Below are 22,593 nucleotides of genomic sequence, written 5' to 3' on the forward strand. Positions count from 1 at the left end.
CGTCAAAATCCTTGGGAAGCGCCGCCGTCGACCGGCAGCAGCACGCCGGTCACGAACTTGGCGGCGGGCGAGCAGAGATAGACGGCGGCGTGACCGATATCGTCGGGCTCGCCGAAGCGCGCCATCGGCGTGCGCTGGAGGATGCGGTTCGACCGCGCCGGATCGCCGTCGAGCGCCTTGCGCAGCATCGGCGACTCGATCCACCCCGGCGCGATCGCATTCACCCGGACGCCTTGGCCCGCGACCTCGACCGACAGCGCGCGGACCATGCCGACATAGGCCGACTTGGCCGCCGAATAGGCGACCACGCCCGGCATCCCGATCAGCGAGGTCATCGACGCGGTGAACAGGATGCTGCCATGCCCCGCCGCCAGCATCCCCGGCAGCACCGCCTGGGTCAGCGCGTGGGCGGCGAGGACGTGCGTGTCGAGCATCGTCGCGAAATCCTCGACGGACGTATCGACCGCGAGCTTCTTGAAGTTGATCCCGGCGTTGTTGAGCAGGATCGACACCTTGCCGTGACGCGCGATCACCCGCTCGACCAGCGCGGGCAGGCTCGCGAAGTCGGTCACGTCGGCGGCGGCATAGTCAGCGCGTTCGTCAAGCGCCTCGGCGGCACCGCGCACCATCTCCTCGCGCCGCCCGACCAGCACGACCGTCGCGCCCGCCGCATGGAGTGCTCGCGCCATGCCGAGGCCGAGCCCCGTACCACCACCAGTGATCAGCGCGACCTCGCCGTCCAAGCGGAACGGGTCAGGCTGCACTGCGGCACCCCCGGTCCAGCTCGGGCGTATCCTGATGCTTGTACATGACGAAATACTCCCTGTGTCCCAGCGCTTCCGGCTTGCTCTGCGTGCCGGACGCTACGTCGGCGACGAGCCCGCCCAGTTCCTCCGCCGCCGCATCGAGCGACAGCGCGCCCGTGAGGACGCGGCCGGCGTCGAAGTCCATGTCCTCGTGCATCCGCGCATAGGTGCGGCTGTTGCCCGTAACCTTGACGAGCGGGGCGACCGGCGACCCGATCACGCTGCCGCGCCCGGTCACGAACAACACGATCTGGCTGCCGCCGGAGATCAGGTCCATGATGCCTTCGGTGTCGTTGGGATTGGTGTAGCCGAAGCCCATGAAATGCGGGTCCGGCACCGAATCCATGACCCACAGACCCGGCCAGGGCGGACTTTCGCCGACCTTGATGACGCCCTGGATGGGCCGCGATCCGCTCTTGGCGAAAGCGCCCATCGACTTTTCCTCGATGGTGGTCAGCCCACCGGCGAAATTGCCCGGCGACACGGAATATTGCCGCACCTCGCGGCAATAGCGCTCGGCCTTGGCATAAGCCGCATCGAGCTGCTCCCGCGCGGCCGGTGAGGCGGCGCGGTCGAGGATGATGTCCTTGAGGCCGATCATCTCGACGATCTCTTCGACGATCGCGGAGCCGCCTGCATCGACCACCCGGTCGAACAGCCGCCCGACGACCGGATTGCCGACCAGCCCGCTCGTTCCGTCCGACCCGCCGCACTCCGCCCCCAGCGTCAGGTCGCCGAACCCCATCGCCACCCGCGGCGTCTCGGCACGGATGCGGTCACGCAAGCCTCGCACGATCGCCTTGCCCTTGTCTGTCGAACTGCGCGTCCCGCCGACGTCCTGAATGAAGAAGGCATCCGCCGGCCGACCGCTCTTCGCCACCGCCTCGGCGATCCGGGCGGGTTGCGTGTATTCGCACCCCAGCCCGACCGCGAGCACCGCACCGACGTTCGGGTGCCGCGCGAGCGACAAGGTCAGGCGGATGGCATATTGGTTGTCGTAGCAGCCGGGGAAGCCGATGACCTGCACATCGTCCTCACCGGCGGCGATCGCATGGGCGACATGCGCGGCGCACTGGACGGTATAGACGACCAGCACGAGATTGCGGACGCCCTTGCGTCCATCGGGCCGCAACCACCCGGTCCATTCGCGCGCGAAGACGTCAGTCATAGCGGATGTCCTGCGCCGCTCCGGTCACGACATCGAACCCGCCCGAGCGTTCGTCGAAACCGCTCGTGCAATTGTGCAGATGCACCCAGTCGCCGCGCGCGATGTCCGTGCTCGCGGTGCCGATCGGAATGCCGAACTTCACCACCGGGTCGCCCGACGCCATGTCGACCAGCGCGACCTTGTGCCCCAATGCGATGGACGTGCGCAGCGGCACCTCGCCCATGCCCAGCACGGTCACGACGCCGTCGCCATCCTCTAGCAACGTCGCGACCGTGTCGCGCGGGTGAATGCGAAACGCCGTGGTCACAGGATGCCGTATTTGGCGAAAGCCGCGGTTGAGGACATGCCGCCCTCGATCTCCTTGCGCACCAGCTTCTCGCCCCGCGCTTTCTCCAGCGCGCGCTCGACCACCTCGTTCTCATGCGCACGCGGGATCACCAGCACGCCGTCGAGGTCGCCGAACACCAGATCGCCCGGCATCACCGTGACCGGTCCGACCTCGATCCGGCAGCGATAGTCGACGACTTTCGTCCGCACCCCCGAATCCTGCGCGAACCGCCCGCGGCTGAACACCGGCCAGTCCTGTTCCAGCACCTGCGGCGTATCGCGGTGGAAGCCGTCGATCACCGCGCCCGCCGCCCCGAGTGTCCGCGCGGTCGCCGTCAGGATCTCGCCCCAATAGGCGCAGCGCATCGTGCCGCCCGCGGCAAGATAGACGTCGCCCGGCTCCAGCTGGTCGAGCGCTTCGGTCAGCCGCCCGAACGGCTGCGCCTGTTCGCCGAAGACGTCGATCATCAGCACCGGCATCGCGCGGCCGATCAGCTTCATCGGCGTCAGCGCGGGCTGGATCGGTTGCGGCAGGAACTGGTGGTACAGCCCCAGCGTGTCGAGGATGTCGCCGACCACTGGCGTATAAAGCTCGGCACGGAACAGGGCGAACAGGTCGGCGTCGGTCATGTCGGTTCCACGGTTGCAGGACGGCGCAGGATCAGCGCCAGGATCAGCACGGCGAGCGGATAGGCGACGCCAGCGCCGACGAAGAGGATGGTGTAGTTGCCGCCGGTCGCGTCCAGGATGCGGCCGACCGCCATCGCGACGAACATCCCGCAAATGCCGGCGGCAAACCCGCCGATGCCGATCACCGAGCTGACCGCGCGCGCCGGCAGCGTATCGGACACGATCGTATAGAGGTTCGCCGACATGCCCTGATGCCCGGCCGCGGCCAGCGCGATCAGCGCGACGCCTGCCCACATCTCGGGCAGGCCCGCGACGAACACCACCGGCAGCGTGCACGCCGCCATGCACGCCATCGCGACCAACCGCGCGGGGATCGTCGCCATCCCACGCGCGATCAGCCGCGACGACAGCCACCCGCCCAAGATGCTGCCGACATCGGCGACGAGGTAGATCGCGACCAGCGGCGCGATCGAGGCCATCATGTCGACGCCGAAGCGAGTGTGAAGGAACCCCGGCACCCAGTTGAGGTAGAACCACCATACCGGGCTCGTCATCAACATACCGATCGCATAGGCCCAGGTGCCGCGGTAGCGGAACAGTGACAGCCAGGGGACACGATCCGGCTCGGACACAGCGCCCGCTTCGATATAGACGCGCTCTTCGTCCGACAGCCGCGGATGATCCTGCGGCAGGCGATAGAAGCGCAGCCAGGCGAACAGCCAGATGATGCCCAGCGACCCTGCGACAAAGAACGCCGCGCGCCACCCGATCCAGGCGACCAGGAACGGCAGGCTGATCGGCGTCACGATCGCACCGATGTTGCTGCCGGCGTTGAACAGCCCCGTGGCAAAGGCGCGCTCGGACGCGGGAAACCACTCGCGCACCGCCTTGATCGAGGCGGGGAAATTGCCGCCCTCCGCCAGGCCCAGCGCGCCGCGGGCGATCTTGAAACCGATCACGCTCGCCATCAGGCCATGCGCGGCGGCGGCGATGCTCCATCCGCCCACCGCCAGCGTCAGGCCGCGACGCACCCCGATCAGGTCCATCAGCCGTCCGCCGAACAGATAGCCGAGCGCGTACATCGCCGAGAATACCGCAACGATGTCGCCGTAATCGGTCTCGGTCCAGCCAAGCTCTGCGGTCAGTATGGGCTTGAGCAGCCCGAAAATCTGGCGGTCGATATAGCAGATCGTGGTGGAGGCGAAGAGCAGCGCGACCACCGTCCAGCGCACGCGTCCCGCCGGCCTGGCGACGGGCGAAGTCGACGTAGCGGCATCCGTATCGGCGATGCTGGCCATCCTCTCCTCCCCACCGCGAAATCCTGTAATACAGGTTTGTAAGGGCTTGCGTGGCGAAGGCAAGCGGGTTTTGTATGATGACTATCGGGAGACACGCGTGGACATGATTGCGGCAGACGACACAGCCATCGCCAAAGGCCCTGGACTGGTCGAACATGTCATCGACTATCTGCGCGATCACGTCGCCAACGAACGCCTCCGCCCCGGCGCGAAGCTGCCGAGCGAGACCACGATCAGCCTGACTCTTGGCGTCAGCCGCCCGGTCGTGCGCGAGGCGATGCGCACCTTGGCGGCGACTGGCCTGGTCGAAATGGCGGTCGGCAAGCGTGCGACCATCGTGCCGGTCGACGGCGAGATGATCTCGCGCGTGATCGAGAATGCGGTGCTGATCGGTCAGGCCGATGCCGCCGATATCCTGGAGATGCGCCGCGGGATCGAAATCGCCACCGTCACCCTCGCCGCTGCGCGCCGCAGCGATGCGCAGGCCGCCGAACTCCAGGCGATCGTCGCCGAGATGGCGGGGCTGCTTCACGATGCGGAGGCCTATGCCGAGCGCGACCTGCACCTCCACGCGACACTGGCGAAGGCAACCGGCAACCCGCTCTACCCCCTGCTGATCGAAGCGTTCCGCCAGCTGATCCAGGCCTCGATGCGCGAAGGGCTGGAGCGCTGGGCTGCGACGCCGAAGCTGGCGCGGGTGCAGGAGTTGCACGAACAGATCGTCGCGGCGGTTGCCGATCGTGACCCGGCGGCAGCGGCGGAGGCGATGGCGCGACACTTCGACGATGCGATCAGCGCGATCCTGGGGGCGAAGGGCTGAGTCCTTTCTCATCCTCCCCTGAAAGGGGAGGTGGCAGCCCGCAGGGCTGACGGAGGGGTGTCGCGCTATCGAGAGGCTGACACCCCTCCGACGCGCGTTCCGCGCGCCACCTCCCCTTAAAGGGGAGGATCAAGGAAGTGCCGTTCAAATCGCTGTGATACCGCCCACCCGCACATCGCGACTCGCCACCGTTCGCACCGCATCCTTCGCCGGACCCGACACCCGCAGCCCCTCGACGCTCGCCCCCGCCACATCGTCCAGCACCACCGCCGGCCGCGCATCCGCCCGCTCGGTTGCAAAGGTCACCTCGTCCAGCACCACGCCGCGCGCATGGCGCACGTACAGTCCATAGGCCGGCAGAACCCCCATGAAGCTCGGCTCCAGGCTCGAATTGCGCCGCTCGGGGACCACCCGCGCCGCGTCCTCCGCGGTCCCGCCGCCCGACGAGCGTACCGACACATTCGCCAGCGTCACGTCCGCGATCGCACCGCCGTCGATACCGACGATACCGCACGGATAGCGCCCGTCCGCCCCGCTCACATCGATATCGGAAAAGCGCACGCCCCGCACCGTTGCGACCGGCGCGCCCTCCGGCGCCCGTTGGCGCGCGGACAGGCGGACGAAGATCGGGTGATTGACGACGTCGCGCATCGTGATGTTGGCGAAGCGGACATTCTCCAACGTGCCCCCGTCGATCGCCCCCATCTGCAATCCGCGGCTGTTCTCGCAGATGCAGTCGGTGACCAGGATGTTGCGGAAGCCCCCGACCGAATCGGTGCCGAGCTTGATCCGTCCCAACACGCCCACCTTGTCGGGCGCGAGATAGTCGGACTTGCGGTACGTGCCGTCGACGACGCTGCCCAGCGCATAGCCGCTGGTCTTGCACCCGCTGACGATCACGTCCTCGCAGACGATGCGGCGATTCAGCGCATAGCTGCTCTTCAGGCAGATCGCGTCGTCCTTGTGCGCGTTGACGGTGCAGTCGGTTATCCGCACCCCGCGGCAGCAGTCGATGTCGATGCCGTCGCGGTCGGTGTCAACCGTCAGATTCTCGACCGTCGCATTGCCGCAGCCGAGCAGATAGACCGCGAAATGACCACCCTGCAGCACAGTGAAGTCGCGCAGCAGGATGTTGCGGCTCTCCTTGAAGGCGACCGCCTTGTTGCCGCGCCCCTGCTGCTCGCGCTCGGCCGGATCGGCAAGCCGCGCCTGTTCGAGGGTCAGGCCCTGCGACTCGGCCGATCGCCAGCCCGGCACGCCCCGCCAGCGCGGCCCCGGTCCCTCGCGCTCCAGCCCCAGGCCATGGATCAGCCCCTTGCCGACGATCGCCACGTTCGACACGCCGATGCCGTAGATCAGGCTGGGGCGCGTATGGACGACGCCGAAGTCGGTCAGCTGCTCGACGAACTCGCCTTCGGGCAGGTCATAGTGGCGACCGTGCGTGTCGGGGTCGGCCGCGACGATGACGGAGCCGGGCGACAGCATCAGCGTGATATTGTCCTTCAGCCGGATCGAAAAGCAGAGGTACCGCCCCGGCGGCACGACGACCGTCCCGCCTCCGCCGCGCGCCGCCGCCTCGATCGCGCGATTGAACGCGCCGCTGTCGATCGCCCGCCCGTCGCCCCGCGCGCCATAGGTGCGAACGTCGTGCCACCCCCGCGGATCGCGGGCCGCCCAGGCCGGCAGCGTCGCCAGTCCGGCCGCCGCGCCCAGTCCGCCCAGCAGTTCCCGGCGCCCGACATCGATGACCGGCATGACCCTCTCCCATGTCGCTTGCCCTCTTAGCCTAGCCGCCGTATCCTGTAAGACAAGTTTTATCGGAGAGGGTCATAAGCGTGCACATCGAGAAATTCGAAACCTGGATCTGCAAGCGTGAAAAGGGCCTGTTCGACGAGGATCGCGAGGGCGCGGCTCCGATGCCGTGGAGCTATGGCGTCGGCCGGATCACGACATCCGATGGCGTGGAGGGCATCGCGACTTTCTGGGCGGCGCGCTCCGGCGCGGTTACCGACGCCTATCTGACCGACGTCATCGCGCCGGTCATCCTCGGCCGCAGCATCCACGACCGCGAGGCGATCTGGCACGATTTCTGGACGATCGATCGCCACGGTGCCTTCTTCCCGGTCTTCCTCCCCGGCCCGATCGACGTCGCGCTATGGGATGCCGCCGCCCGCACCTCCGGCCTCCCCCTGCACCAGTATATCGGCAGCCAGCGCACCAAGCTGCCGGTCTATGCCAGCAGCCTGTGGCTCCCCGGCATCGACGACTATGTCCGCGAAGCGCTTCACTACAAGGAACGGGGCTTCAAGGCGTACAAGGTCCACCCCTGCGGACCCAGCAGTCTCGACATGCAAATCCACGCCGCCGTCCGCGAAGCGGTCGGGCCGGACATGGTCCTGATGAGCGATCCGGTCGCCGAATATTCGCTGCACGAGGCCATCCGTGTCGCACGGCACATGGAGGACCTCGGCTATTACTGGATGGAGGAACCGTTCCGCGATTATGAACTCGACAAATATGCCAAGCTCAGCGCGGCGGTCGACATCCCCATCGTCGGTACCGAGACGACGCGCGGCGGACCGTGGGGCGTCGCGCAGGCGATCAAGGCCGATGCGCTCGACATGGTCCGCGCGGACGTGTCGTGGAAGGGCGGGATCACCGGCACGCTCAAGGTCTGCCATTTGGCCGAAGCGCACGGCATGAACTGCGAGCTGCATACGACGACGATGGGGCCGATGGACATCGCCAACGTCCATGTCGCCTGCGCCGTGCGCAATTCAGAATATTTCGAGCTGTTCGTGCCCGAGGACACGTTCCAGGTTCCGATGAAGCAGAGTCTGCGCGATTTCATCGACGACGCCGGCGACATCCATGTGCCGAGCGGGCCGGGTCTTGGGATCGATATCGACTGGGACTTGGTGGACAACGCCTGCGTGTCCCACCGTAAATTTACGGCATAGTTTCGAAACGCACGCGCAACGGGTGGCACCTTCCGGTCTGACGCTGGTTATAGCGTTAACGGAGACCACATGTGACGGATCGGATCGTCGCCATCGGATTGCTGACGCAACATGACCTCGACCTGCTGGGAAGCGGATTCGATCGTGCTTTTGCGCTTGAAGAGGATGACGCCTTCGCCGATCTGGTCGCCCGGCTCGACCAGATTCCGGCGGTGCATGTTCCCGACGACAAACACGAGCACGCCTGAAGCCGGTGCGATCGTGAGTCCGGCGTCGAAACCGTTCTAAACGAAAAACGGCGGACCTTTCGGCCCGCCGTTTTCGATTCAGCGCCAAAGCGACCTGCGATCAGTTGAGGCGACCAAGCCCCGAAATCGTGCGATCGACGAGCGCCTGATCGGCATCCGCACCATGCTTCGCGGCAATCAGCGCCGCAGCCGCCTTGGTCGCCGCGTCCGCGGTCTTCGCCCGCACTTCGGCAAGCGCCGTACGCTCGGCCGCGGCGATCTTGTCTTCCGCCATCTTCGCACGACGCGTGACCAGATCGGCGGCGTCGGCTTCGGCCTTGGCGACCAGCGCCTTTGCCTCTTCCTCGGCATGAGCCACGATGTCGCGCGTCTGCGTCTCGACGTCGGTCAGCTTGCGCGCATATTCGTCGCGCAGGGCCTCGGCCTCGGCACGAAGCTGCTTGGCCTCTTCGAGACGCTGACGAATGCCCGCGATCTGCTTGTCGAGCAGGCCCGTGATCAGCGACGGGACCTTCTTGACGACCAGCACGGCTAGGAAGACGGCCATCGCCAGACTGACCCAGACAGTCGCATCCAGACCGAACAGCGCCGGATCGGGATGGTTGGCCGGACCCACACCACCATGTTCGGTGGTCAGCGCCTCGCCGCCCGTCTTAGGCACGCCTTCTTCATGGATCGCCTGATCCAGCGTCGGCGCGGTGTTTGCATTAGCCATGAAGCACCGCCTTCGCCGCCTGCTGCGCCTCTGCCGGGGTCACCGACACGCCCGACAGGCGCGCGACGATGGCCTGCGCGGCGTCGGCCGCGACGCTTTCGATCTCAGCCATCGCAGCCTGGCTGGCCGACGCGATCCGCGCCTCGGCCGCCGCCACCTGCTCCGCCGCAGCGCTACCCGCCGAAGCGAGCGTCGCTTCGCTGGCAGCCTGCGACCGGGCACGCGCCGCGGCGATCGTCTGGCGGGCCTGTTCGCGGGCGGCGTTCTCGTTGGCCCGCCAACGCTCTTCTTGGGCGTCGGCGTCCGCACGCGCAGCTTCCGCTGCGGCGAGGTCGGCCGCAACCGACGCGTCGCGCGCGTCGATCGTACCCTGGACCTTGGGAACCATGCCCCGGCCCACGATGAGGAAAGCGATGCCGAACGTGAGCGCCAGCCAGAACAGCTGGGACGCCCAGGTGGCCGCCAATTGTTCGATCTGAGGCATCTCTACTCCGTCCGTCTAGCAATCCCTTGTCCCCGGCCACCGGCTTGTCCGGCGGCCGGGGAACAGGATTACGCGACGAAGATCAGCAGGACGGCAACGACGAACGCCAGCAGGCCGAGAAGCTCGGCGGCGGCGAAGCCGATGAACATGTTGCCCTGCTGGCTCGATGCCGCACCCGGATTGCGCAGCGCGCCTTCGAGGAAGGCGGCGAAGACGTTGCCCACGCCGAGAGCCGCGAGGCCCGCACCGATGGCAGCGAGACCGGCACCCAGCAGCTTGATCGAATCACCGTCCATTGTTCAACTCCCGTAAGAAATTCAGTGTGATGGAAAAGAAATCAGTGATGGTCGTGCAGGTGCACGGCATCGTTGATGTACAGCGAGGTGAGCAGCGCGAAGACATAGGCCTGCACGCCCGCCACCAGCAGTTCGAGGGCCGAGACGCCGACCATCAGCGCGAAGCTCGGCAGGCCGACGACGATGCCGAGGCCCGCGCCGGTGTTGCCGGCGTTGATGATGAAGCCGGCCAGCACCTTCAGCAGGATGTGGCCCGCGGTCATCGCGACGAACAGTCGCAGCGCGAGGCTGAACGGGCGCACCATGAACGAGACGAACTCGATGGGCGCAACCAGGAACAGCACCGGCAACGGCGTGCCCTTCGGCACGAACAGCGAGAAGAAGCGCAGGCCATGCCGCGCGAAACCGACGCCCAGCACGATCAGGAAGCTGGCAATGGCGAGCACGCCGGTCGCGGTGAAGTGGCTGGTGAAGGTGAACGGATGCACGCCGACGACACCAAGGGGCAGAAGGCCCAAGATGTTGGCGAACAGGATGAACATGAACAGCGTGAAGACGTAAGGCAGGAAGGCGCGGCCTTCCTTGCCGATGTTCTGCTTCAGCAGGCGGTCGATGAAGCCGGTGAAGCCTTCCACCGCCATCTGCCAGCGGCCGGGCACCTGCGCGCCCTTGATGCCGCCAAGCATGAAAAGCCACAGCGCGACCAGCGCCACGCACATCCACATCGCCGAGTTCGTGAAGGCGATCTGATGACCGCCCAGCTGGAACCCGTTCCAGATGGTCTGCACCTCGAACTGGTGCATCGGATCGATCTTGCCCGAACCTGCCGACACGTTTCTGTTTCCCGCAAATATTACGACAGGCGCCCGAAGGTCACTTCGAACGCCCGCTGGAAATCCGGATGATATTCCTGAACGCGGCTGCGATTCCGAGGAACAGCAGCCCGAGCAGGAACCAAGGCGACGTACCCAGCAAACGATCGAGCACCCACCCGATCAGGGCACCTCCGACCATTCCCCCGATCAGTTCGGCCAGCACGCGGTTGCCGAGACGATAGCCGTCCCCGCCCTCTTCACGTGCCTCACCGCTCCGGATCGCCTCATCGGTCTTCGCCCGGTTCAGCCGCTCATCGAGCGATTGCAGGCGAGTATCCTCTGAAATTGGGTCCAGTCCGGGCTCTCTCTCCGCCATCTGTTCTCTCCGCCGAGGCGGGCAGGACAAACGGCCGAGCGGCAAGCCCGCCAAGGCAGGCGCGCTTTAGGAAGCGTAAATCCCCGAGTCAACCGAAAGCCCACCACTGCGGTGGCCTATGCGAATACGAAGCTTGCGCTATGTTAGACTTGCATCACATCCCGTGGTGCGAAGGGGGGTGAGAATACTGAACATAGAAACCATGATGGTCATCATCAGCGCTGGCTCGCTGATGGTGGCATTCGCCGCCTTGGTGCTGAAAATCATCGAGGTGGCCCGCTCGAAGTAGCGGCGGGATGGGGTCGGGCTGGCACCCGGCCCCTGAACGCAATAGACCCCGGCCGCTGGCACGACCGGGGTCTGGAGGTGATTTCTGAACATTGAAACCGAGGTTGACATAGCTCAGCCAGCCTCGATTTTCAACCCTCACACACAGCGCGGATCGCGCGTCGGAGCGCCGGCGCCACGCGTCAGCCACTGCCCGTTCGGCGACTGGTACTTCTCCCCCGCCGAAGTCTGGCTGATCAGGTTGCAGCCGGCGACGAACGCCATCTGCTCGACCGTCGCGCCGTTGCCGGCCTGGCGGGTGTAGGCGGCCTTCCGCTGGATGTTGATGTTGTTGACCAGCGCGCGCAGCTCGGGCGTCGGGCTGCCGACGATGCCGAGATAGCCGTCCGGCTGCTCGCCGACCTGGCCGGCGGCACGCGCGGCGGCATAGGCGGGGTCGCGCTGCGCATAGGCGGCGGTCGCGGCCAGCGCGCCGACCGTGGCGATCCCGATCAGGGCGGCGATGTGAAGCGTCTTCATGGTCTTAGAAAATCCCTGGGTTCTGCTGGATGAGCGACTTCGCCTCTCCGTCGAGGCGATAGACGACCTCCTGCGTGATCGAGATGTTGAGGTTGATGACGATCGGCTTGTCGGGCGCGTTCACGGTCACGCACCCACCCGTCATGCCGGCCATTGCCACGCTCACGATCATCACCTTCTTCACACGTCGGATGTTCGTACAAATGCGCACGAACCTCAATCCTGCAGTCTTCATGGACGTTTCTCGCTTACCGGAGGCTGAATGACGGGGAGAGCGGGCGGCTGCGGCCCCTCGCGACGACGCTGTTCCTCGATCAACGTCGGCAGGTTGCGCTGGATGAGCCGCGACGGATCGTAGTAGCTGCGCACCGAATCCATCAGCTGGCGGAAGGGCGCGCGAATCGTGATGTTGAACACGAACGGCAGCCTGGCGAGGCGACGGATAATGAAATTGCTCTTCGTGCCCTGCCCCTGGCTGATCCCGGCGAAGCGGATCGCCGTCACCATCTCGCCCGACAGCGGGCCATTCAGCGTGATGTCGAGGCTGCGATAGTTCAGCGCCCGCAACGCCTGGAAGGCCATGTTGCCCCACACGCCCACATCCTTTTCGGTGATCGTGCCGACATAGGCAATGCTGCCGCCCGAGCGCGCCGCGAGTGTCCCATCGACGATCCGCCCGCCCGATTCGTCGAAGACCATCGGCAGGACGCCGTCGAAGGTGCCGGTCGCGTTGAGATTGTCGAAGTCGAACTGCTGGAGGAACGTCGCGGCATCGGCGCCGACGACGCGGAAGGTCATCCGCCGCTGCTGGTTGGCGTTGAAGTCGAGCAGGGTCGGGTCGAGCGTCAATTGTCCACCCGCGAACGGCCATTCCGCGCCCTGCACCTGGACGCGGTTGTCGCCGATCAGCCGGTAACGGACGGTGCCGTTCTCGACCGCGATACCGGGATTGACCGTCGCGATCGTCGCGACCTGGTCGGGCGCGCTGACGAGGCCGAGCAGGTCGGTGAAGACGAGGTCGCCCTTGATCCCGGTGACCGGGCCGAAGGCGGCGGCGAGGTCCATGCCGGGCGTGCCGAACCGGCCGGTGCTCGTCACGCCCTGCGGCGACCAGACGATCCGGCCGGACCCCGATACGCTGCCCACGACATCGGCGATCACGCCGAAGGTGAGCGGGGTCAATTCGTTCGGTTGGAACGCTTTGCCGAAGACGATGCCCGGCACGTTCAGATCGGCCGAGCCTGTGCCCCGCGACAGATCGTGGACGATCTTCACGGCAGCGACCGACACCCGCTTCGTCGGATGAATCAGCGTCCCCGTCGCATCGATACGGTTCCCGGTGAGGGTCAGCGCGACATCCTCGCTTACCAGCGGTTCGAAGCGGCGGTCCTTGGCCGCGTCCGCCACCGCCAACCGCCCGCCGAGCGTCAGCCTGCCGCCCGCGAACCGCCAGTCGCCCGCTGCCGCCGGCAGGATCAGCGGCACATTGGCTATCTGGCCTCCGCCATCGATGAAGCTGCCCGCGACCTGACCGCCCGCGATCCGCCCGGTCAGCCGCCCGGCATCGATCCGCGTCACCCGCTCCGGCGCGCCGAGCCGCGATTTCACATCATCGAGAACGAAGCTCATGTCGCCGAACCGCAGTCGTGCGTCGGCGACGGCCAGGTCGAGCGGAGTCGATCCGATCCGCCCGGTCAACCGCGTCGCGCCGAGCCGCCCACCGCCGTCGATCCGCCCGCCCGCCAGCGTGACCAGTCCAGCCCCACCGGCGCAGACCCGCACTTGCGTCGGAGCGAGCGTAAGCCCGGAGACGGTCAATCGCTGCCAGGCGAGCGGGGTGCATCCCGGATTGGCGATCATCGTGCGGCCGCGCCACCGCACATCGATCGGCATGCGCACGCCATCGATGCGCCCGGCGGCAACGGGTCCGGACAGGGTCGCTTGCGTCGTGATACGGGTCAGCCCCCCGCCCCGCGCCTGAAACGCGATCGGGGTGAGCGCGAGTCGGGCGGTGCCAGCGGCGTAGGGTTCGACGACTGCGCGCCCCGAAAGACCACCGCCGATCTGTCGCAACGCCACGGTCGCGGTCGGAAGCCCGCCACCGCGTACCGCGATCCGCCCGCCGACCTCGACCGGGCCGAAGCGAATCGGGTCGCCGTCGATCGTCGCGACCGCGCCGCTGGCCGATCGCAGGGTCAGACCCGTGACTCGCACAGCCTGCGCCGCCCCGCGCCGCACCGCCTCTACGTGAGCCTGTCCCGACACGCCGCCCGCCGCCGCGACGCCAGCTTGGGCCAACGCGGTGGCGAGCGGTGCGACCGGGGTGCCGGCGGCGCTCGATGCCAGCGCGGCGATTCTCCGACGGAGGGGGTCGGCCGCTCGCGCACCGGAAACTTGCGCGTCGCCGGCAAATTCCAAACCCGACGGCGCGATGCGGTAGCGGCCGGACAGTTCGCCGCGCGCCATCCGTCCATAGGCGGTCGTCGCATCGTCCGCCGCGATGCGTAGATCGCCGAGCGTCCCCTTCGCACTGCCGTCGAAGCCGACAGTGGCCGACATGCGGCCCGTGGAGAGCCCGAGCGCCGTGGCCCTTGCCCCGACCGCGGTCGCCCGCCCGGTCCAGCGATCGAGCGCCGCGCCAAGCGTGAGGTCGACGTCCGCGCGTAGGTCCTGTCCACCAGCCGCGCCGCAGCGCAACCCGCCCGCCCTCAAGGGACCAACGATGCTCGGTCGTTCGTCGGCAACCTTGAGCGCGAAGGCACCGCCTATGCCGGTCGCCGTACAGCCGCTCGCGACCAATGCGTCGCTGACCAGCGCCAGGCGTCCGGCGAACCCATCGTCCAGCCGACCCCGCCCGCTCAGCCGCGCGCCCACGACGCCCTGCGGCAATTCCAGGCGGATGCGCGCATCCTCGACGTCGGCCTGCAACTGCGGCAGGGCGAAGGGCTTTCCGCTGGGCGGCGGCATCAGCTTGTCGAGCGCGCCGAGCGACAGTGCCCCGTCCTTCCACCTTGCGCGAAGACGGACGTGGCCGGCGTCGATCCCGGTGACCTCCGGCGTTCCCAACCTGACCCGCGTGCGCACGACGATCCAGTCGGCGACCAGATCGGGATCGCGCGGGTCACCGATGACGACGTTGGTCAGCCGCTGCCGCGCGAAGCCGATGTCGGCGACCGTGTAGCGCGCCGGCACGCCGCGCTTCGCCAGTTCCTCGTCGATAAAGCCGGTCGCGATCCCGCGCCGTTGGTGCCACAGCACGCCGATCGCCACCGCGAAGGCGAGCAGCAACACAAGCAGCGTGCGCCAGCGCTTGCGCTGATGCCAGCGCCGCCGCCGCGCCTCGCCCCCGGTTTCCGCGGCGTCCGCCGTCACGCATTACTCCCACTCGCCACCGGTTGCATCGCCGGCATACCCTCGCCTAACCTTGGTCAGTGACGAGCGTTCCCGCAACTGCTGCCGACGATGCCTTAGGACACCGCGCCCGACTGCGCGAGCGACTGTTCATCGGTGGCGCCGAGGCGTTACAGGACTATGAACTGCTGGAATATCTTCTGGCCCTCGCCATCCCGCGTCGGGATACCAAGCCGGTGGCGAAGGAACTATTGCGCGAATTCGGTGACTTGTCGGGCGTCATGAATGCCGCACCCGAGGACTTGGCGCGGATCAAGTTCATGGGCGAAACATCGGTCGCGGCGATCAAGGCGGCGCATGGGGTCGCGCTGAGGCTGCTGAAAACGGAAACGAGTTCACGACCCGTACTCGGCAACTGGCAGGCGCTGCTCGACTATCTGCGCGCCGACATGGCGCATCACCAGATCGAACGCGTGCGGGTGTTGCATCTCGACACACGCAACAAATTGGTCCGCGATGAGGTTATGAACGAGGGTACGGTGGACGAGGCGCCGGTCTACACCCGCGAAATTGTGCGCCGCGCACTCCAGCTGGGATCGGCGGCCGTAATCCTGGTCCACAATCATCCCTCGGGCGATGCCTCCCCCAGCAAGGCCGACATCGATATCACGCGGCAGGTAGCATCGGCGCTCAAGCCGCTGGGGATCGCATTGCACGATCATATCGTGATGGCGCGCGGTGGGCATACGAGCCTCCGGGCGCAGGGGTTGATCTGAAAGCCCTCCCCCGGGCGGATGCCGGGGGAGGTACCGAAGCATCAGCCCAGATCATGCTCCAGCGTGATTTCCGCGTTGAGCAGTTTCGAAATCGGGCAGCCCGCCTTCGCCTCTTCGGCGATGCGCTTGAAATCTTCGTCGGAAATGCCGTCGACCGAACCGGTCAGCTTCAGCGCCGACCTGGTCACCTTGAACCCATCGCCATCCTTGTCGAGCGTCACCGCCGCATGTGTTTCGAGCGTGCCGGCAGTGTGACCCTCCTTCGCCAGCGCGAAGCTGAGCGCCATGGTGAAGCAGCTGGCATGCGCGGCGGCGATCAGTTCCTCCGGATTGGTGCCGGGACCATCCTCGAACCGCGTGCCGAAGCCATATTGCGTGTCGGACAGCACGCCCGATTGCGTCGATACGCTGCCTTTGCCGTCCTTGCCGAGGCCTTCGTAACGGGCGGATGCCGTGCGGGTCACCATGTGCGTCTCCTTGTGAAATGACGCTGCGCGAACGCGCTGGACGGCGTTCGGCTCCACCATGGATTGCGGTCGCCGACGTCATCCCCGCGAAGGCGGCAATCAATAGTCGCTGATCGGCCTGAGACTCACCACGTTCAGCGACTATCTATTCCCGCCTTCGCGGGAATGACGGAAGGCATTGGTACCGCAAAGTTTAGCCGGCGTGCTGCGCGATCCAGTCCTCGACCACGGGCGCGATGCGATTGCGCCATTTCGACCCGTTGAAGATGCCGTAATGGCCGACTTCGGGCGCCATGTGATATTGCTTCATCGCTTCGGGCAGTTCGGTCGCGATCGTCAGCGCGGCCTTGGTCTGGCCCAGGCCGGAGATATCGTCACGCTCGCCCTCGATCGCCAGCAGGCCGATGTCGGTGATCGCCGCCGGATCGACCGCGCGGCCGCGGTGCGTCATCTCGCCCTTGGGCAGCGAATGCTCCTGAAACACGACGCGAATGGTCTGGAGGTAGAATTCCGCCGTCATGTCGCACACCGCGCGATATTCGTCGTAGAACGCCATCGTCGCCTGGCTGCTCTCGCCGTCGCCGGCGACCAGATGTTTGAACAGCTCCCAGTGCGACATCATGTGGTTGCCCAGATTCATCGTCATGAACCCGGCGAGCTGAAGGAATCCCGGATAGACGCGGCGACCGGCACCCGGATAGGTCGCCGGAATCGTCGCGATGACATTCTGTTCGAACCAGGCATAGGGACGCTGCGTCGCGAGCGTGTTGACCGCGGTCGGCGCCTCGCGCGTGTCGACCGGACCACCCATCAGCGTCACGGTGCGCGGACGATTGGGATGCGTGTCGGCGGCCATCAGGCAGGTCGCGGCATAGGCCGGAACCGAGGGCTGGCACACGGCGAGCATGTGCGGGCGCGGATCGCCATCCTTGCCCATCGTTTCCAGGAACTCGACGATATAGTCGACGTAATCGTCGAGGTCAAAGCGGCCGTCCGACAGCGGCACCAGCTTCGCATCGCGCCAGTCGGTGATGTAGACGTCATGCTTCGGCAGCATGCGCTCGACCGTGCCGCGCAGCAGCGTCGCATAGTGGCCGGACATCGGCGCGACGATCAGCAGCTTCGGCCCGCCCTCAACGCCTTCACGCACAAAGCGCTTCAGCTGGCCGAACGGCTTGCGCAGCACGATCTTTTCGCGAACCGCAACCTCGCGGCCGTCGACCGTGGTCGACTTGAGGTTGAACGCCGGCTTGCCCCGCGGGGCACTGGCGTGGGCGAACACCTCCAACGCCGAGGACAGCACCGGCCCGCCGCCGAAATAAGCGAACGGGTTCACCGGGTTGTTGAGCCATCCTGCGGAAAAATTCGCCAAGGCGCTTGCTCCGGCGAGCATCGAGCGCTGCATTTCATAGGCGTTATAGAGCATTCGGTATGGACCCTCACCGGCGCCCGCCACATCGCGGCCGCACCGCCAATCGATCGGCGGGTATAGCCGCTAAGGGTGACGGTGCAATTAATAAGACAAGCGGTTTGCCTACCGGGAAGTTCCGCTGGAACATTGCCGCGGCGCATGAGTGGGCCTAGTCGGACGCGCATGGCCACCGCCCCGACTCCCGTGCCGTCCAAGGCGAAGATCGACAATCTCAAGATCGTCTGGCGGATGGCGGCACGCTACCCCGGCCGGATCGCGGCGGCGCTGGCGGCGATGCTGGTCGCGGCGCTGGCCACGCTTGCCATACCGTCCAGTTTCAAGCTGATCATCGACCGCGGGTTCATGGCGGGCGGCGGCGGCGATATCGGGCGGTGGTTCCAGTACCTGCTGCTGCTGGTGCTGATCATGGCGGTCGCCACCGCGTTCCGCTTCTACTTCGTCTCCTGGCTCGGCGAGCGCGTCGTCGCCGACCTGCGCATCGCGGTGCAGGCGAACCTGCTGCGGCTGTCGCCCAGTTTCTTCGAGGAGAACCGCCCGTCGGAGATCGCCAGCCGGATGACGTCGGACACGACGATCATCGAGCAGCTGGTCGGATCGACCATCTCGATCGCGGTGCGCAACCTGGTGATCGGGGTCGGCGGCATCCTCTACCTCTTCACCCTGTCGCCGAAACTGACCGGCCTGCTGGTGCTCGGCATTCCGCTGGTCATCCTGCCGATCATGATCCTGGGCCGGCGGGTGCGGACCATCTCGCGCGCCAGCCAGGACCGGGTGGCCGACGTCGGCGCGATGACCAGTGAGGTGCTGGGCGCGATGAAGATCGTCCAGGCGTTCGGCCAGCAGCGGCGTGAGGGCCAGCGCTTCGCCGACGCCGTCGAGCGGGTGCTGGCGACCGCGAAGACGCGCATCCTGCTGCGCGCCATCATGACCGCGACCGTCATCGGCCTGATCTTCTCCGCGATCACGCTCGTCATGTGGCAGGGCGCGATCGACGTGTCGCAGGGACGGATGAGCGGCGGGTCGATCGCCGCCTTCGTGCTGACCGGCGTGTTCGTGGCGGGATCGTTCGGCGCGCTGACCGAAGTCTGGGGCGACCTGCTGCGCGGATCGGGCGCGGCGCAGCGGCTGGCCGAGTTGCTCGCGGAGACACCGGGCATCGCCGCCCCCGCCCAGCCCGCGACGCTACCCGAACCGGCGCGCGGCGAGATCGCGTTTTCAGGCGTCGAATTCCGCTATCCGACCCGGCAGGAAGTCAGCGCGCTCCACGATTTCTCGCTGACCGTGCGGCCGGGCGAAACCGTCGCGCTGGTCGGCCCATCGGGCGCGGGCAAGACGACGGTGTTCCAGTTGGTCCAGCGTTTCTACGATCCCGTCGCCGGATCGGTCGCAGTCGACGGCCTCGACGTGCGATCGGTCGATCCCGAGGCACTCCGCCAGCGCATCGCAGTGGTGCCGCAGGAAACGGTGATCTTCGCCGCCTCTGCCCGCGACAACCTGCGCTACGGCCGCTGGGATGCGGACGACGACGCGCTGTGGGATGCGGCCGAGGCCGCGAACGCCGCAGACTTCCTGCGCGACCTGCCGGACGGTCTGGACACCTTCCTGGGCGAAGGCGGGGCACGGCTGTCGGGCGGCCAGCGCCAGCGCGTCGCGATCGCCCGCGCACTGCTGCGCGACGCGCCGATCCTGCTGCTCGACGAGGCGACCAGCGCACTGGATGCGGAAAGCGAACGGCTGGTGCAGTCCGCGCTCGAACGGCTGATGCAGAGCCGAACGACATTGGTCATAGCGCACCGGCTGGCGACGGTCCGCGCGGCGGACCGGATCGTCGTCATGGACGGCGGCAAGATCGTCGAGGAAGGCCCGCACGCGGAACTGGAGCGCGGCGGTGGGCTGTACCAGCGGTTGGCGGGATTGCAGTTTGGCTAGGCGATAGCCCTCTCCCCACTGGGGAGTTTTAGGTAAACCGTCCCCCGGACGGTTAAGGATCGTCCGGGGGACGATCCGACCTGAAACTGGTTGGGAGAGGGGGCCTATCCGCGAGCGCTGGCCTCGGTGAGACCCCTCCCCCTCTCCCAAACCCTCTCCCCGGCGGGGAGAGGGCTTTCTTCGTCACGCCGCCAGCGTCTCCGCATCCACTGCGTACAGCATCTCCGCGCTTGCCAACGCGGCCGCCTTCAGCCCCAGCGCCTCCGGCACGATCTGCGCCACGTAGAAGCGGCATGCGGCCGCCTTCAGCTTGAGGAAGGGCGTCTCCCCCGCATCGGCGATCCGCCCTTGTTGTTCCATCAGCCACCCGCAAACGGCGACCGAAAACATCGTCAGGAACGGATAGCTCGCCGCCAGCCGGTCGTCCTGCGCCGCCGTCGCCAGCACGCCCCCAACCTCGCCACACGCCTCGACCAATGCGCGCAACCCGGCGTCCTCGACCTCGCCCTGCATCCGCGCGATTAGCCCCGGTGCCAGCGCCAGCTTGCGCCCGACGAGGTCCGCGGCCTGGATGCCGTTGGTTCCCTCGTAGATTGGCGTGATCCGCGCATCGCGATAATGCTGGGCGGCGCCCGTCTCCTCGATATAGCCCATGCCGCCGTGGACCTGCACGCCGATGCTGGCGACTTCGCAGCCGATGTCGGTGCCATGCGCCTTGGCAAGCGGGGTGAGCAGGTCGAGCAGCGCCCTGGCCTCCGCATCGCCGGCATTCGCGCGATCGACCTGGCCGCAGGCGTAATAGACGAGCGCGCGTGCGGCCATCGTCTGCGCCTTCATCCGCAGCAACATCCGGCGGACGTCGGGATGTTCGACGATCGCCACCCCTGCCCCGGCGCGCGCGCCCTGCATCCGGTCGCGGGCATAGGCGACCGCGCGCTGGGTCGCGGCTTCCGCCACCTGCACGCCCTGTAGACCGACGTTCAGGCGCGCGTTGTTCATCATCGTGAACATCGCGCGGATGCCGCCGAATTCCGGCCCGATCAGCTCTCCAACGCAGTCGCCGTTGTCGCCGAAGCTCAGCACGCAGGTCGGGGAGGCATGGAGCCCCATTTTGTGCTCGATCGACACGACGCGGATGTCATTAGGCTCACCCGGATTGCCATCGGCGTCCAGGCGATATTTCGGCACCAGGAACAGGCTCAGCCCCTTGGTCCCCGCCGGCGCGTCCGGCGTGCGGGCGAGGACGAGGTGGACGATATTGTCCGCCATGTCGTGATCGCCGAACGAGATGAAGATCTTCGTGCCCTGAATAGCGTACGTCCCGTCGCCACGCGGAACCGCCCGGCTGCGTAGTGCCCCGACGTCGCTGCCCGCCTGCGGCTCGGTCAGGTTCATCGTGCCGGTCCATTCCCCGGTCGACAGCTTCGGCAGGTAGAGCGCCTGCTGCTCGGGCGACCCGTGATGCAGCAATGCCTCGATCGCGCCGACCGTCAGCGTCGGGGCCAGCGCGAAGCCCATGTTCGCCGCGCCCAGCGTCTCCAGCACCGCCGCGGCCAGCACGAACGGCATTCCCTGCCCGCCGAACCCTTCGGGCGACCCGATCGTGCCCCAGCCACCCTCGACATAGGCCTTGTAGGCCGCTCCATAGCCCTTGGGCATCTTGACGCCCGCGTCGGTCCACGTCGGCCCGGCCGTGTCGCCCGCACGGGCGAGCGGCGCCCATTCGCCTTCGGCAAAGGCCCCCGCGCCCTCCAGCACCGCGTCGAGGATATCGTCGTCCACCCCCAGGTCGGCGATATGCGCGATGTGCTGCAGCACGAACTTCTGCTCGGCGACGGGCGCGGTGAAGGGCATTGGCAATCCTCTCGCTTGTGCTGTGGCCCAAGCGCCTATAGCCGCGAAATTGTGAGCGCAACGGGCACGAAAACCTTACCCTACGGCGAGGCCGCGATCGTCGAAGCGGCGCGCGTGATCGCCGCGGGCGGGTGCGTCGCCGTACCGACCGAGACGGTCTATGGCCTCGCCGCCGACGCGACCGATTCGGATGCGGTGGCAGGAATCTATGCGGCGAAGGGCCGGCCGAGCTTCAACCCGCTGATCGTCCATGTGCCGGACCTGGCGGCGGCGGAGGCGCTGGCAGTGTTCGACGATGGGGCGCGGGCGTTGGCGCAGCGGTTCTGGCCGGGGCCGCTGACGCTGGTCGTGCCGGTGCGACCGGGGGCGGTGTCTTCGCTGGTTACGGCGGGGCTGAAAACGGTCGCGATCCGCGTGCCGGCGCACCGGGCGATGCAGGCGCTGTTGCAGGTGTGCGGAAAGCCGCTGGCGGCGCCATCGGCCAACGCCAGCAACCGGATCAGTCCGACACGGGCGGAGCATGTGCTGGCGACGCTCGACGGGCGGATCGCGCTGGTGATCGACGATGGACCGACGCCGGCCGGGCTCGAGTCGACGATCGTCGACGCGGCAAGCGGCGCGGTGCTTCGGCCGGGGCCGATAACGGCTGAAGACATCGTCCGGTGCTCCCGCGAAGGCGGGAGCCTAGGGCCGCACGGGATATCCTCGATAACCCTAGGCTCCCGCCTGCGCGGGAGCACGGAAGAGGTGACGGCGCCCGGGCAACTCGCTTCGCACTACGCACCGACCAAGCCGCTGCGGCTGAACGCTATGGAAGCGCGGCAAGACGAATGGCTGATCGGCTTCGGCACCATAGCCGGCGAAGATACGCTGTCGGCGACCGGCGACCTCACCGAAGCCGCCGCCCGTCTATTCGACGCGCTTCACCGGGCCGACGCGAGCGACCGAGCATCGATCGCAATCGCGCCGGTTCCGGGGGACGGGCTGGGCGAGGCGATCAACGACCGCCTCCGCCGAGCCGCCCACCGCTAGAA

The 22,593-nt window shown here is 67.1% G+C and carries 23 protein-coding genes; 6 read left to right on the forward strand and 17 right to left on the reverse strand.

Going from position 1 to position 22,593, the window contains the following annotated elements:
• Window positions 1-2: 2 nt before the first annotated feature.
• From ACFSC3_RS19480 to ACFSC3_RS19500, 5 genes are read right to left on the reverse strand one after another with little or no spacing between them, the layout of a single operon-like run.
• The gene (locus tag ACFSC3_RS19480; RefSeq protein WP_380941911.1) at window positions 3-764 is read right to left on the reverse strand and encodes an SDR family NAD(P)-dependent oxidoreductase; all 762 of its coding nucleotides are present in this window, start codon (window positions 762-764) and stop codon (window positions 3-5) included.
• The gene (locus ACFSC3_RS19485) at window positions 754-1,974 is read right to left on the reverse strand and encodes a UxaA family hydrolase (RefSeq protein WP_380941913.1); all 1,221 of its coding nucleotides are present in this window, start codon (window positions 1,972-1,974) and stop codon (window positions 754-756) included. Before ACFSC3_RS19485 ends, ACFSC3_RS19480 begins: the two co-directional genes overlap by 11 nt.
• Window positions 1,967-2,281, reverse strand: a complete 315-nt coding sequence (locus ACFSC3_RS19490) for a UxaA family hydrolase (protein ID WP_380941915.1) — start codon at window positions 2,279-2,281, stop codon at window positions 1,967-1,969. The genes ACFSC3_RS19485 and ACFSC3_RS19490 overlap by 8 nt, the downstream gene beginning before the upstream one ends.
• Complete coding sequence (locus ACFSC3_RS19495; protein WP_380941917.1) at window positions 2,278-2,931, reverse strand: RraA family protein; 654 nt, start codon at window positions 2,929-2,931, stop codon at window positions 2,278-2,280. The genes ACFSC3_RS19490 and ACFSC3_RS19495 overlap by 4 nt, the downstream gene beginning before the upstream one ends.
• Window positions 2,928-4,229: an MFS transporter gene (locus ACFSC3_RS19500; RefSeq protein ID WP_380941919.1), complete on the reverse strand. Its 1,302-nt coding sequence runs from the start codon at window positions 4,227-4,229 to the stop codon at window positions 2,928-2,930. The genes ACFSC3_RS19495 and ACFSC3_RS19500 overlap by 4 nt, the downstream gene beginning before the upstream one ends.
• 103 nt (window positions 4,230-4,332) lie before the next feature.
• Between ACFSC3_RS19500 and ACFSC3_RS19505 the strand changes: the two genes are divergently transcribed.
• Window positions 4,333-5,049, forward strand: coding sequence for a FadR/GntR family transcriptional regulator (locus ACFSC3_RS19505; protein ID WP_380942231.1), 717 nt, complete (start codon window positions 4,333-4,335; stop codon window positions 5,047-5,049).
• Between the two features lie 144 nt (window positions 5,050-5,193).
• Here ACFSC3_RS19505 and ACFSC3_RS19510 read toward each other — a convergent pair whose 3' ends face one another.
• Entirely contained in the window at window positions 5,194-6,804 is a 1,611-nt protein-coding gene (locus ACFSC3_RS19510) for a rhamnogalacturonidase (protein WP_380941921.1), read from the reverse strand.
• Between the two features lie 80 nt (window positions 6,805-6,884).
• Between ACFSC3_RS19510 and ACFSC3_RS19515 the strand changes: the two genes are divergently transcribed.
• Both ACFSC3_RS19515 and ACFSC3_RS19520 read left to right on the forward strand, forming a co-directional pair.
• Window positions 6,885-8,009: an enolase C-terminal domain-like protein gene (locus tag ACFSC3_RS19515; protein ID WP_380941923.1), complete on the forward strand. Its 1,125-nt coding sequence runs from the start codon at window positions 6,885-6,887 to the stop codon at window positions 8,007-8,009.
• A gap of 71 nt (window positions 8,010-8,080) precedes the next feature.
• Window positions 8,081-8,257, forward strand: a complete 177-nt coding sequence (locus ACFSC3_RS19520) for a hypothetical protein (protein ID WP_380941925.1) — start codon at window positions 8,081-8,083, stop codon at window positions 8,255-8,257.
• A gap of 100 nt (window positions 8,258-8,357) precedes the next feature.
• Here ACFSC3_RS19520 and ACFSC3_RS19525 read toward each other — a convergent pair whose 3' ends face one another.
• The 8 genes from ACFSC3_RS19525 to ACFSC3_RS19560 all read right to left on the reverse strand — a co-directional run bounded on the left by ACFSC3_RS19525 (window position 8,358) and on the right by ACFSC3_RS19560 (window position 15,122).
• Complete coding sequence (locus ACFSC3_RS19525; protein WP_380941927.1) at window positions 8,358-8,972, reverse strand: F0F1 ATP synthase subunit B family protein; 615 nt, start codon at window positions 8,970-8,972, stop codon at window positions 8,358-8,360.
• Window positions 8,965-9,456, reverse strand: coding sequence for a F0F1 ATP synthase subunit B family protein (locus ACFSC3_RS19530; protein WP_380941928.1), 492 nt, complete (start codon window positions 9,454-9,456; stop codon window positions 8,965-8,967). The genes ACFSC3_RS19525 and ACFSC3_RS19530 overlap by 8 nt, the downstream gene beginning before the upstream one ends.
• A gap of 68 nt (window positions 9,457-9,524) precedes the next feature.
• Window positions 9,525-9,752: a F0F1 ATP synthase subunit C gene (locus tag ACFSC3_RS19535; RefSeq protein ID WP_056427744.1), complete on the reverse strand. Its 228-nt coding sequence runs from the start codon at window positions 9,750-9,752 to the stop codon at window positions 9,525-9,527.
• Between the two features lie 41 nt (window positions 9,753-9,793).
• Window positions 9,794-10,555 carry a F0F1 ATP synthase subunit A gene (locus tag ACFSC3_RS19540; RefSeq protein WP_380942233.1) on the reverse strand — a complete coding sequence of 254 codons (762 nt, stop codon included), beginning with the start codon at window positions 10,553-10,555 and terminating at the stop codon, window positions 9,794-9,796.
• A gap of 70 nt (window positions 10,556-10,625) precedes the next feature.
• On the reverse strand, window positions 10,626-10,943 hold the full coding sequence (locus ACFSC3_RS19545; protein WP_380942235.1) for an AtpZ/AtpI family protein: 318 nt from the start codon (window positions 10,941-10,943) through the stop codon (window positions 10,626-10,628).
• 426 nt (window positions 10,944-11,369) lie between these two features.
• On the reverse strand, window positions 11,370-11,750 hold the full coding sequence (locus ACFSC3_RS19550) for a YdbL family probable chaperone protein (protein WP_380941930.1): 381 nt from the start codon (window positions 11,748-11,750) through the stop codon (window positions 11,370-11,372).
• A gap of 4 nt (window positions 11,751-11,754) precedes the next feature.
• On the reverse strand, window positions 11,755-11,934 hold the full coding sequence (locus ACFSC3_RS19555) for a YnbE family lipoprotein (protein ID WP_380941932.1): 180 nt from the start codon (window positions 11,932-11,934) through the stop codon (window positions 11,755-11,757).
• A gap of 47 nt (window positions 11,935-11,981) precedes the next feature.
• The gene (locus ACFSC3_RS19560; RefSeq protein WP_380941934.1) at window positions 11,982-15,122 is read right to left on the reverse strand and encodes an intermembrane phospholipid transport YdbH family protein; all 3,141 of its coding nucleotides are present in this window, start codon (window positions 15,120-15,122) and stop codon (window positions 11,982-11,984) included.
• 59 nt (window positions 15,123-15,181) lie between these two features.
• On the opposite strand from ACFSC3_RS19560, the gene radC reads away from it, so the two are divergent.
• Window positions 15,182-15,877, forward strand: a complete 696-nt coding sequence (radC, locus tag ACFSC3_RS19565; protein WP_380941936.1) for a RadC family protein — start codon at window positions 15,182-15,184, stop codon at window positions 15,875-15,877.
• 41 nt (window positions 15,878-15,918) lie between these two features.
• Here the strand turns inward: radC and ACFSC3_RS19570 are convergent, their stop codons facing one another.
• Window positions 15,919-16,344, reverse strand: coding sequence for an OsmC family protein (locus ACFSC3_RS19570; RefSeq protein ID WP_380941938.1), 426 nt, complete (start codon window positions 16,342-16,344; stop codon window positions 15,919-15,921).
• Between the two features lie 193 nt (window positions 16,345-16,537).
• Entirely contained in the window at window positions 16,538-17,770 is a 1,233-nt protein-coding gene (locus ACFSC3_RS19575; RefSeq protein ID WP_380941940.1) for a polyhydroxyalkanoate depolymerase, read from the reverse strand.
• A 168-nt stretch (window positions 17,771-17,938) separates the two neighbouring features.
• Here ACFSC3_RS19575 and ACFSC3_RS19580 point away from each other — a divergent pair, with 168 nt between their 5' ends.
• Complete coding sequence (locus tag ACFSC3_RS19580) at window positions 17,939-19,705, forward strand: ABC transporter transmembrane domain-containing protein (RefSeq protein ID WP_380941942.1); 1,767 nt, start codon at window positions 17,939-17,941, stop codon at window positions 19,703-19,705.
• 183 nt (window positions 19,706-19,888) lie between these two features.
• Here ACFSC3_RS19580 and ACFSC3_RS19585 read toward each other — a convergent pair whose 3' ends face one another.
• Complete coding sequence (locus ACFSC3_RS19585) at window positions 19,889-21,559, reverse strand: acyl-CoA dehydrogenase (RefSeq protein WP_380941944.1); 1,671 nt, start codon at window positions 21,557-21,559, stop codon at window positions 19,889-19,891.
• Between the two features lie 51 nt (window positions 21,560-21,610).
• On the opposite strand from ACFSC3_RS19585, the gene ACFSC3_RS19590 reads away from it, so the two are divergent.
• Window positions 21,611-22,591, forward strand: a complete 981-nt coding sequence (locus tag ACFSC3_RS19590; protein ID WP_380941946.1) for an L-threonylcarbamoyladenylate synthase — start codon at window positions 21,611-21,613, stop codon at window positions 22,589-22,591.
• The last annotated feature ends 2 nt before the right edge of the window (window positions 22,592-22,593 follow it).

The organism is Sphingomonas floccifaciens (genome assembly GCF_042681125.1).
Taxonomy (GTDB): domain Bacteria; phylum Pseudomonadota; class Alphaproteobacteria; order Sphingomonadales; family Sphingomonadaceae; genus Sphingomonas; species Sphingomonas floccifaciens.

Bases quoted from the DNA above. Each gene is read 5' to 3' on its own strand.
- ACFSC3_RS19495 (WP_380941917.1), bottom strand. From the start codon at position 2,931: ATGACCGACGCCGACCTGTTCGCCCTGTTCCGTGCCGAGCTTTATACG.
- ACFSC3_RS19570 (WP_380941938.1), bottom strand. From the start codon at position 16,344: ATGGTGACCCGCACGGCATCCGCCCGTTACGAAGGCCTCGGCAAGGAC.
- ACFSC3_RS19580 (WP_380941942.1), top strand. From the start codon at position 17,939: ATGGCCACCGCCCCGACTCCCGTGCCGTCCAAGGCGAAGATCGACAAT.
- ACFSC3_RS19585 (WP_380941944.1), bottom strand. From the start codon at position 21,559: ATGCCCTTCACCGCGCCCGTCGCCGAGCAGAAGTTCGTGCTGCAGCAC.
- ACFSC3_RS19540 (WP_380942233.1), bottom strand. From the start codon at position 10,555: ATGCACCAGTTCGAGGTGCAGACCATCTGGAACGGGTTCCAGCTGGGC.
- ACFSC3_RS19575 (WP_380941940.1), bottom strand. From the start codon at position 17,770: ATGCTCTATAACGCCTATGAAATGCAGCGCTCGATGCTCGCCGGAGCA.
- ACFSC3_RS19505 (WP_380942231.1), top strand. From the start codon at position 4,333: ATGATTGCGGCAGACGACACAGCCATCGCCAAAGGCCCTGGACTGGTC.
- ACFSC3_RS19535 (WP_056427744.1), bottom strand. From the start codon at position 9,752: ATGGACGGTGATTCGATCAAGCTGCTGGGTGCCGGTCTCGCTGCCATC.
- ACFSC3_RS19485 (WP_380941913.1), bottom strand. From the start codon at position 1,974: ATGACTGACGTCTTCGCGCGCGAATGGACCGGGTGGTTGCGGCCCGAT.
- ACFSC3_RS19550 (WP_380941930.1), bottom strand. From the start codon at position 11,750: ATGAAGACGCTTCACATCGCCGCCCTGATCGGGATCGCCACGGTCGGC.
- ACFSC3_RS19530 (WP_380941928.1), bottom strand. From the start codon at position 9,456: ATGCCTCAGATCGAACAATTGGCGGCCACCTGGGCGTCCCAGCTGTTC.
- ACFSC3_RS19525 (WP_380941927.1), bottom strand. From the start codon at position 8,972: ATGGCTAATGCAAACACCGCGCCGACGCTGGATCAGGCGATCCATGAA.
- ACFSC3_RS19510 (WP_380941921.1), bottom strand. From the start codon at position 6,804: ATGCCGGTCATCGATGTCGGGCGCCGGGAACTGCTGGGCGGACTGGGC.
- ACFSC3_RS19500 (WP_380941919.1), bottom strand. From the start codon at position 4,229: ATGGCCAGCATCGCCGATACGGATGCCGCTACGTCGACTTCGCCCGTC.
- ACFSC3_RS19545 (WP_380942235.1), bottom strand. From the start codon at position 10,943: ATGGCGGAGAGAGAGCCCGGACTGGACCCAATTTCAGAGGATACTCGC.